Below are 10,242 nucleotides of genomic sequence, written 5' to 3' on the forward strand. Positions count from 1 at the left end.
TCCCCGCCCCCGCCTCTGCCTCGCCTCTCTCCCCCGGCTCCGCCCCGGCCCGCGCCCGCGCCTGCGCCCCAACCTCCGCCCCCGCCCCCGTCTCCGCCTCCGTCGACGCCACGTTGATCACCACGACCCTCGCGAGCCCCAGTCGGTCCCGGAAGTCGGTCATGTCGGCGGCGAAGGCGGAGACGAGCTGCTCGGGGGTGCGGGTGTCGCCGGGCAGGGGGCCGCCCGGCCTGATCTCGCGGTCGGCGGTGGCCAGCTCGGTGGCGACGGCCGTCGCGAGGCCGTAGGGGAGGACTCCCCCGGCGGTCAGTTCCTCGGCCCGTTTGGGCAGGGGGCACTCGGCGGTGTCGTGGCCGCCGAAGACGAGGGCCCCCAGCGGCGGAAGTCCGGTGGCCGTGAAGGGTTCCGTCTGCGTCACCATGCCCGTCGGCGGGTGCAGGCCCGCTGCGATCGCCGCGCAGCCCGTGGTCGCCGTGGTGGCGACGGAGCCTCTGGCGCCGATGAACCAGACCCCGACTCGTGCGTCCGACATGGGGTGCCTCCCTGTGTGCGGTGGAGGCGGCGGGCGGGGGGTACGGCGCCTCCCCGCCCGCCGCCGGCTGGTGCCGGCCCGGGTGCGGCCCTACGAGGGCAGCTCCCTGAGCTGGATGTCGCGGAAGGACACCTGGTCGTCGGCGCCGTGGTTCTGCAGGCCGATGTGTCCGTCGCGCAGGCTGCGTGCCGGGTCGGTGTTCGTGAAGTCGTTGATCTTGACTCCGTTGAGGAACACCTGGAGCCGTTCTCCTTGGACCCGGATCTCATAGCTGTTCCACTGCCCCGGGGGCCGCAGGACTTGGTCGCGGGCCTTGAGATTGGCCGACTTGAATCCGTAGACGGCGCCGGTGGTGCGGTCGGCGGCGTCGGTGGCGTCGATCTGGATCTCGTAACCCTTGTTCACCGCGGACCAGGGGTCGTCGGAGGCGGGGAAGCCGATGAATACGCCGGAGTTGTCGTCGCCGGCGAGTTTCCAGTCGAGCTTGAGGGAGTACGCGGTGAGGTTCTTGGCCTGGTACCACAGCAGTCCCATGCCGCCTTCGGTGCGCAGTTCGCCGTCGGCGACGGTGAAGCTGCCGGGGCCGGCCTGCTTCCAGCCGTCGAAGGTGTGGCCGTTGAACAGGTCGCGGTAGCCGGTCTGCGGGGTGCAGTCGGCGGTGACCTGGCCGGTGGCGTAGCGCAGGCCGCCGAGGAGGTGTTGGCGGAAGGCCGGTTCGGTGTAGGACTCCTTGGTGTGGCCGCCGCCGGTGTAGAAGGAGCGGCCGCCTTGGTAGGTCTTGCACCAGGCGATGGGGTGGTCGCCCTTCATCGTGCCGCCCTGATAGGTGGTTTCGTCGAGGGTGGCGAGGATGCGGGCCTGGCCGCGGGGGTTGGTGCGGTAGTTGTACCACTCGTCGGTGCGCTCCCAGGGGGCGTCGAGGTGGGCGGTGGCGGGGTGCTGGTGGTCCTCGGCCCTGACCGTGGCGGGCTGGATGTGGGGGTGGGAGGCGAAGTGGGCGCCGACGAGGCCGCCGTAGAACTCCCAGTCGTATTCGGTGTCGGCGGCGGCGTGGATGCCCATGTAGCCGCCGCCGGTGGAGACGTAGTTCTCGAAGGCTTGTTGCTGGGTGGTGTCGAGGACGTCGCCGGTGGTGGAGAGGAAGACGACGGCGTCGTAGCGGGCGAGGTTGGGGGTGGTGAACTGGCGGGCTTCCTCGGTGGTGTCGATGGTGATGTCGCTTCCGGCGCCGAGTTCCTTGAGGGCGGTGATGCCGGAGGCGATGGAGTCGTGGCGGAAGCCTGCGGTCTTGGTGAAGACGAGGACGCGTTTTGCGGTGCGGTTCACGGGGGTGTTGGAGAGGTCGAAGTCGTCGATGTCGTAGAGGGCGCCGGTGCCGCCCTTGAAGACGAGGAAGAGTTCGGTGGTCTTCTTCGGCAGGTTGCGCAGGGGGACGTCGATGTCCTGGAAGGTTTCCCAGCTGCCGGTGACGGGGATGGCGGCGGAGCCGTGGAGGGTGCCGGTGGGGGATCCGGTGCGGACTTCCAGGAAGCCTCCGGCGCCGCCGGAGGAGATCCGGGCGGTGAGCTTGGTGGAGCCGTTGAGGCGGTAGGGCTTGAAGGAGATCCAGTCGCCGTTGTGGATGTCGCCGACGGTCTTGCCGCCGTTGGCGGTGGTCTTGTCGTAGGTGCGGATTCCGGACTGGGCGCCGTAGTGCTCGGCCTGGCGGTGGCGGGGCTGGAGCTGGGCCTGGTCGTGGCTGGTGAGTGCGGCCTGGCCGCCGCCTCCGCCGTCGGTGTATTCGGCGTCGAAGACGCCGAAGATGTTGGCGTTGGGGTCGTGGCCGCCGTCGGCGGAGGTTTTGATGGTGCCGGTGCAGCCGTTGGCGGAGGTGACGGGGTGGCCGTGGCTGTCGTGGCCGAGGATGTACGTCACCTTCACCTTGGCGCAGTCGATGGTGCCGTCTTCGCGGTCGGTGACGGTGACTTTGAAGGGGATGTCGTCGCCGAAGCGGAAGGGGGTGCCGTCCGCGGGGAGGTCGAGGGTGACCTTGGGGGCGGTGTTGCCGACGACGACGTGGACGGATGCGGAGCCGGTGCGGCCGGAGGGGTCACGGGCGGTCACCGTGGCGACGTAGGTGCCGTTGGTGCGGTAGGTGTGGGTGGGGTTGGCGGTGGTGGAGGTGGTGCCGTCGCCGAAGTTCCAGTGGTAGGTGAGGGTGTCGCCGTCGGCGTCGCTGGTGCCCGCGGAGGAGAAGGTGACGCGCAGGGGTGCGGTGCCGGAGGTCTTGTTGGCGGTCGCTTCGGCGACGGGTGAGCGGCCTCCGGTGGCGTTCTCGATGCGGTAGAGCCCGGAGTTGTGGTCGCCGCCGAACCATGCGGTGCCGTAGTCGAGGACGTACAGCGCTCCGTCGGGTCCGAAGGTCATGTCCATGATCTGGGTGCCGGTCCAGGGGACGGGGTTGATGGTCTGGACGGCCCCGTCGGTGCCGTGTTCGATGCGCTTGATCCAGCGGCGGCCGAATTCGCCGGCGAAGAAGTCGCCGTCGTACGCCTCGGGGAACTTCACCGGTGAGGTGGAGGCGGCGTCGTAGCGGTAGACCGGGCCGCCCATCGGTGATTCCGATCCGGAGCCGAGTTCGGGTACGGATCCGCCGTCGTACGGGATCCAGGCGGGCTCGGCCTTCGGCAGGTCGACGAGGCCGGTGTTGTGCGGGGAGTCGTTCTTGGGGGCGGCGCAGTCGAAGGTGGCGCCGGAGGTCTTGGTGGCGAAGTCGTAGTCGACGTACGGGTCGTTGTCGCCGGTGCAGAAGGGCCAGCCGTAGTTGCCGGGCTTGGTGACGCGGGCGAATTCGACCTGGCCGGCGGGGCCGCGCTTGGGGTCGGCGGCGCCGGCGTCGGGGCCGTAGTCGCCGACGTACAGGATGCCGGTCTTCTTGTCGACGCTGAACCGGAAGGGGTTGCGGAAGCCCATGGCGTAGATCTCGGGGCGGGTCTTGGCCGTGCCGGGGGCGAAGAGGTTGCCGTCGGGGACGGTGTACGAGCCGTCTTCGGCGACCTTGATGCGCAGGATCTTGCCGCGGAGGTCGTTGGTGTTGCCGGAGGTGCGTCGGGCGTCGTAGGCGGGGTTGCGGCCGGGGCGTTCGTCGATGGGGGTGAAGCCGTCGGAGGCGAAGGGGTTGGAGTCGTCGCCGGTGGAGAGGTACAGGTTTCCCTGGGCGTCGAAGTCGATGTCTCCGCCGACGTGGCAGCAGATGCCACGGGTGGCGGGGATGTCGAGGACCTTCTTCTCGCTGGCGTTGTCGAGGGTGCCATCCGCCTTCAGGGTGAAGCGGGAGAGGCGGTTGACGCCGTCGTACTTGGCGAAGTCGGCGGCGGTGCCGTCGTTGGGGGCGTCGCCGGCGGGGGTGTCGAGGGGTGGGGCGTAGTAGAGGTAGAGGGCTTTGTTACGGGCGAAGTCGGGGTCGAGGCCGATGCCTTGCAGGCCTTCCTCGTCGTGGGAGTAGACGGGGATGGTGCCGATGACCTTGGTGTTGCCTGCGGCGTCGGTGCGGCGGAGCTCTCCGTTTCGGGAGGTGTGCAGGACGCTGCGGTCGGGCAGGACGGCGAGCGACATGGGTTCGCCGACTTCCTCGGCGCCCTTCGCGAGGGTGATCTGCTGGAACTCCTCGGCCGCGGCGGGCGTGGAGGTGGCGGTCGCACTCGGTGCGGCGCTCAGGGTGAACGAGGTCAGGGCGAGCAGGGCGCCGCTGAGTAGGGCGAGGGGCTTGCGGAAGCCGGGTACGGAGTGGGGTGGCCGGGCCGCTCGGTCTCGGGGCCTTGTTCTGTGCACGGGCGTCCTCCGGAAGGAGCCGGGCGCGCGGGGGCGCCGGGGTCGTCGTACGGGCGGGTTGCGCCTGGATGTCCGGGGACCGGCGTGCGCCGTCACGCTGGTCGGGCACCGAGGTGCCGGTGGGTCACATGCGGGCGGTACGTCACATGCGGGCGGTAGGTCGCATGCGGACGGTGCTTCGCATGGGGGGCGTGCGTCACGCGGGATCAGGGTGACCTGTACACCTCAGGGACGGTAGCGGGGTTCGTCCAGCTCCGAAAGCCCTTGCACACGAGGGTGGTTGAACTTTTCCCCGGGCCAGGACAAAGCCGCGCCGGGGCAGGGCGGACCGACCCGGTGGCGGCGGCACCACCCGGCGGTGACCTGCGACGATGGGTGAGGGGGGTCTAGTCGCCGCTCCCGAAGGCGGCGTCGAAGGAAGTGACCGGCGGGTCGAAGTCGTACCGCTTGAGGGTGGTAAGCGCTTGTGGCGCTCCGGTCATCCGGTCCATTCCAGCGTCCTCCCACTCGACCGAGACGGGGCCGTCGTAGCCGACGGACCGCAGCATGCGGAAGACGTCCTCCCAGGGGACGTCGCCGTGTCCGGCGGATACGAAGTCCCAGCCGCGCCGCGGGTCGCCCCACGGCAGATGCGATCCGAGACGGCCGTTGCGCCCGTCGAGGCGCCGCCGGGCCTCCTTGCAGTCGACGTGGTAGATCCGGTCCTGGAAGTCGTAGAGGAAGCCGACCGGGTCGATGTCCTGCCAGACGAAGTGACTGGGGTCGAAGTTGAGGCCGAAGGCGGGCCGCCGTCCCACCGCTTCCAGGGCGCGCCGGGTGGTCCAGTAGTCGTAGGCGATCTCGCTCGGGTGGACCTCGTGGGCGAAGCGCACGCCCTCGGCGTCGAAGACGTCGAGGATCGGGTTCCAGCGTTCGGCGAAATCCTCGTAGCCGCGCTCGATCATCCGCTCGGGAACGGGCGGGAACATCGCCACGAGGTGCCAGATGGACGAGCCGGTGAATCCGACGACGGTACGGACCCCGAAGGCGGCCGCGGCCCTGGCGGTGTCGGCGAGTTCGCGCGCCGCCCGCTGCCGTACGCCCTCGGGGTCGCCGTCGCCCCAGATCCGGGCGGGGACGATGGCCTGGTGCCGTTCGTCGATGGGGTGGTCGCAGACGGCCTGGCCGACGAGGTGGTTGGAGACGGCCCAGCACTTCAGGCCGTACTTCTCCAGGAGCGCGCGCCGCCCGTCCAGGTAGGAAGGGTCGGTGAGGGCCTTGTCAACCTCGAAGTGGTCGCCCCAGCAGGCGAGTTCGAGGCCGTCGTAGCCGAAGTTGCGGGCCAGCCGGCAGACCTCCTCCAGTGGCAGGTCGGCCCACTGGCCGGTGAAGAGGGTGAAGGGACGGGGCACTGCGGACCTCCTAGGCAGGTGCGATGGGTGAGGCGGGTGAGGCGGCCGGTGTGGGTTTGTCGTCTGCGGCCCGATCGGTGTCCGAAACGGTGCCTGAGGCGTGAGCGGTGACCGAGGCATGGTCGGTGGCTGAGGCGGGCGCGGCGACTGGGGTGTACACGGCGTTGTTCCGGGCGCTCTCCTCGACGGCGGCCAGCACCCGCTGGACCTGGAGGCCGTCCGCGAACGACGGCGCCGGGGAGGTGCCGGAGGCGATCGCGAGCACCAGGTCGCGGGCCTGGTGGGCGAAGGTGTGTTCGTAGCCCAGTGCGTGGCCCGGCGGCCACCAGGCCTCCAGGTAGGGGTGGCCGGGTTCGGTGACGAGGATGCGGCGGAAGCCGGCGGAAGCGGCCGGTTCGGTGTGGTCGTGGAAGAAGAGTTCGTTGAGGCGTTCCAGGTCGAAGGCGAGCGAGCCCTTCTCGCCGTTGATCTCCAGGCGCAGGGCGTTCTTGCGGCCGGCCGCCATCCGGGTGGCCTCGAAGGAGGCCAGGGCTCCGGAGGCGAGCCGGCCGGTGAACAGCGCGGCGTCGTCGACGGTCACCGTCCCGTACGCGCCCGGTGTGCTCGCCGGCGTCCCGGACAGGCCCGTAGAAGCTCCCGCCGAGGAACCTGCCAAGGAACTTGTCGAGAGGCCGGCCGAGGCTCCGGTGAGCAGCGGTCGGCGCCGTACGAAGGTCTCGGTGAGCGCGGACACTCCGACGACCGGCTCGCCGGCCAGGTACTGCGCGAGGTCGACGGCGTGTGCGCCGAGGTCGCCGAGTGCGCCCGAGCCGGCGTGTTCCCGCTCCAGGCGCCAGGTGAGCGGGAACGCCGGGTCGACGAGCCAGTCCTGGAGGTAGGTGATGCGGACGTGGCGCAGCGCTCCGAGCCGTCCTTCGGCGATGAGTCCGCGGGCGTGGGTCAGGGCGGGCACCCGGCGGTAGTTGAAGCCGACCATGGCGGCCTGGCCGTGGGCGGCCGCGCGTTCGGCGGCGGCCGCCATCGCCTCGGCCTCGGCGACCGTGTTGGCGAGGGGCTTTTCGCACAGGACGTGTTTGCCGGCTTCCAGGGCGGCGATCGCGATCTCCGCATGGCTGTCGCCGGGGGTGCAGACGTCGACGAGCTGGACGTCGTCCCGGGCGACGAGGTCGCGCCAGTCGGTCTCGGCCGCGGCCCAGCCGTGCCGGTCGGCGGCGGCGCGTACGGCCACGGCGTCGCGGCCGCCGATGGCGGCGAGGACCGGGCGCAGCGGCAGGTCGAAGACGCGGCCCACGGTGCGCCATCCCTGGGAGTGGGCGGCGCCCATGAAGGCGTAGCCGACCATGCCGACGCCGAGCGGCGGCGGTGTGTCGGCGCTGTCCTTCTGTTCCATACGGATTCCTCCTCGTCGGTGTACGCGGTGGGAGCCGGGCGGCCCGGCGGCGGCCGCTGCGGGCTCAGCAGCCGGTGCCGTGAGAATGGCTCAGCGTCTGGCCTGTGGGCTCAGCTGAAGCCGGTGGGCAGGTATTCGTCGACGTTGTCCTTGGTGACGACGGCCGAGTAGAGGGTGATGGAGGCGGGGATCTCCAGCTCGGACAGGCCGCGGACGCCCTTCTTCTGGGCGAGTGCGCGGGCGAGGTCGATGGCGGAGGCGGCCATGGTCGGCGGGTAGAGCACGGTGGCCTTGAGGACGCTGTTGTCGGCCTTGATGGCGTCCATGGCGGACTTGGCGCCGGCGCCGCCGACCATCAGGAACTCCTTGCGGCCGGCCTGGGCGATGGCTCGCAGCGCGCCTACGCCCTGGTCGTCGTCGTGGTTCCACAGGGCGTCGAACTGGCTCTGGGCCTGGAGAAGTTGGGCCATTTTGGCCTGGCCGGACTCAACCGTGAACTCGGCGGCCTGGCGGGCGACCTTGGTGATGTTGGGGTAGTTCTTGAGGGCGTCGTCGAAGCCCTGGGTGCGCTGTTTGGTGAGTTCCAGGCTGTCCAGGCCGGCGAGTTCGACGACCTTGGCGCCGGGCTTGTCCTTGAGTCTCTCGCCGATGAAGCGGCCGGCGTTGAGGCCCATGCCGTAGTTGTCGCCGCCTATCCAGCAGCGGTAGGCCTGCGGGGAGGCGAACACGCGGTCGAGGTTGACGACGGGTATGCCGGCTTTCATGGCCTGGAGGCCGACCTGGGTGAGGGCCTTGCCGTCGGCGGGCAGGATCACCAGCACGTCGACCTTCTTGTTGATCAGGGTCTGGATCTGGCCGATCTGGGCGGCGGTGTCGTTGGAGCCCTCGGTGATCTCCAGGGTCACCTCGGAGTACTTCTTCGCGCGTTCCTTGGCGTTCTGGTTGATGGCGTTGAGCCAGCCGTGGTCGGCCTGGGGGCCGGCGAAGCCGATGGTGACGGGGGTGCCGGGCTTGTCGTCGGCGGCGGGCGCGTTGTTGGCGGCCGGTTCCTTCGCGCGGGGCTCGTTGCTGGTGCAGGCGGTGAGCAGCGCTCCGGCGGAGACGGCGGCGGTGCCGAAGAGCAGGCCTCTGCGACTGGGTGCTGGCATGGCGATCGGACCCTTCCGGGGAGCGGGTGGGTGGCTTTTTGGATGCCGAGGTCGGCGAGAGCGGGTACGTACGGGCTCAGGTGCCGTCGGTGCGGGCGGTGCGGCGCTGGACGAGGACGGCGGCGACGATGATCGCGCCCTTGGCGATCTGCTGGACGTCGCTCTGCAGGTTGTTGAGGGCGAAGATGTTGGTGATGGTGGTGAAGACGAGGACGCCGAGGACGGATCCGACGATGGTGCCGCGGCCTCCGCTGAGGAGGGTGCCACCGATGATCGCGGCGGCGATGGCGTCGAGTTCGTAGAGGTTGCCGTTGGTGTTCTGGCCGGAGCCGGACAGGACGATGAGCAGGAACGCGGCGATGCCGCAGCACAGTCCGGACAGCAGGTAGAGGTAGAGGCGCTGGCGGCGGACGTCGATGCCGGCGAGGCGGGCGGCTTCGGCGTTGCCGCCGACGGCGACGGTGCGGCGGCCGAAGGTGGTGCGGCCGAGGATCAGCCAGCCGGCGAGGGTGACGGCGGCGAAGACGAGGACGAGCGGGGGGATGCCGAGGAGGTAGGCGTCGGGCAGTCCCAGGTCGAGGACGGACTGGACGGTGACGATCTGGGTGCGGCCGTCGGTGATCTGGAGGGCGAGTCCGCGTGCCGAGGCGAGCATGGCGAGGGTGGCGATGAAGGGGACCATGCCGCCGTACGCGATGAGCAGCCCGTTCACGAGGCCGCAGGCGAGGCCGACGACGACGGCGGTGAAGAGGATGCCCGCGAAGCCGTACTCCTGGGTGGCGAGGGTGGTGGCCCAGACGGAGGCGAGGGCGACGATCGCGCCGACCGACAGGTCGATGCCGCCGCTGGTGATGACGAAGGTCATGCCGACGGTGACCACGCCGATCACCGAGGCCTGGGTGAGGACGAGTTGGAGGTTGGAGGTGGCGAGGAACTCTGCGGGGCGCGTGAAGCCGCCGACCGCGATCAGTACGGCGAGGACACCGAGGAGGGAGAGGTTGCGGACATCCGCCTTGAGGCCGAGCGCCCGGCGCGCCCGGTCCGGCCAGCCGCCCTCCTGCGGGGAGTCCGGAGAGTCCGGGGACGTCGCGGAGTTCGCGGACGTCTTGGTGGTGGACACGGTCATGGCGCCGGGCTCCCTTCCATCACGAGGTCAAGTACGCGGTGTTCGTCGAGGTCCCGGGCGGGTGCCGTATGGACGACCCGGCCCTCCCTCAGCACCAGGACGCGGTCGGCGAGGCCGAGCACCTCGGGGATTTCACTGGAGACGAGCAGGACGGCGAGGCCGTCGTCGGCCAGGCGCCGGATGACGGCGTAGAGCTCGGCGCGGGCGCCGACGTCGACGCCCCGGGTGGGTTCGTCGAGAAGGAGGACCCGGCAGCCGCGCAGCAGCCAGCGGGCGAGTACGGCCTTCTGCTGGTTGCCGCCGGAAAGGGTGCGTACGGGCGCGTCGGGGCGGTCGGGCCGCAGGGACAGGGCGCGGGTGGCGGTGCGGGCGGCGTCCCGTTCGGCCTTACGGTCCAGCCAGCCGGCGCGGGAGAAGCGGGCGAGGGAGGACACCGAGACGTTGCGGGTGACGGATTCGAGCAGGAGGAGGCCTTGGCCCTTGCGTTCCTCGGGGGCGAGGCCGAGTCCGGCGCGGACGGCGGCGCGGACGCTGCCGGGGCGCAGGGGTTTTCCGTCGACGAGGACCCGTCCGGCGGTGGGGGTGCGGGCTCCGTAGACCGTCTCCAGGATTTCGGAGCGGCCGGAGCCGACGAGTCCGGCGAGTCCGGCGATTTCGCCGGGGCGTAGTTCCAGGTCGAGCGCGGCGAACTCGCCGTCGCGGGCGAGGCCTTCGACGGTGAGGACGGGGGCGGCCGGCTGAGTTGGGGGTGGGGGTGGGGGTGGGGGTGGGGGCCGGTCGGGGAAGACGTATTCGACGTTCCGGCCGGTCATCATGGCAACGATGTCTTTGGTCGGGGTCTGCCG

Annotated in this window: 6 protein-coding genes and 1 pseudogene; all 7 read right to left on the bottom strand. The window is 70.6% G+C overall.

Going from position 1 to position 10,242, the window contains the following annotated elements:
* A pseudogene (locus IEZ01_RS28480) lies at window positions 1-532 on the bottom strand (inositol-3-phosphate synthase); the annotation flags it as partial.
* A gap of 90 nt (window positions 533-622) precedes the next feature.
* Entirely contained in the window at window positions 623-4,342 is a 3,720-nt protein-coding gene (locus tag IEZ01_RS28485) for a ThuA domain-containing protein (protein ID WP_189204513.1), read from the bottom strand.
* Window positions 4,343-4,728: 386 nt separating this feature from the next.
* Window positions 4,729-5,733 (bottom strand): sugar phosphate isomerase/epimerase family protein, encoded by a 1,005-nt coding sequence (locus IEZ01_RS28490; protein ID WP_189204515.1) that lies wholly within the window; start codon window positions 5,731-5,733, stop codon window positions 4,729-4,731.
* Window positions 5,734-5,743: 10 nt separating this feature from the next.
* Window positions 5,744-7,123 (bottom strand): Gfo/Idh/MocA family protein, encoded by a 1,380-nt coding sequence (locus tag IEZ01_RS28495; RefSeq protein WP_189204517.1) that lies wholly within the window; start codon window positions 7,121-7,123, stop codon window positions 5,744-5,746.
* A gap of 110 nt (window positions 7,124-7,233) precedes the next feature.
* Complete coding sequence (locus tag IEZ01_RS28500) at window positions 7,234-8,271, bottom strand: substrate-binding domain-containing protein (protein ID WP_189204519.1); 1,038 nt, start codon at window positions 8,269-8,271, stop codon at window positions 7,234-7,236.
* Between the two features lie 76 nt (window positions 8,272-8,347).
* On the bottom strand, window positions 8,348-9,397 hold the full coding sequence (locus tag IEZ01_RS28505; RefSeq protein ID WP_189204521.1) for an ABC transporter permease: 1,050 nt from the start codon (window positions 9,395-9,397) through the stop codon (window positions 8,348-8,350).
* The coding region (locus IEZ01_RS35255) for an ATP-binding cassette domain-containing protein (RefSeq protein WP_229833259.1) at window positions 9,394-10,242 on the bottom strand (849 nt) is incomplete at its 5' end. The genes IEZ01_RS35255 and IEZ01_RS28505, both read right to left, overlap by 4 nt.

The organism is Streptomyces purpureus (assembly GCF_014648195.1).
Taxonomy (GTDB): domain Bacteria; phylum Actinomycetota; class Actinomycetes; order Streptomycetales; family Streptomycetaceae; genus Streptomyces; species Streptomyces purpureus.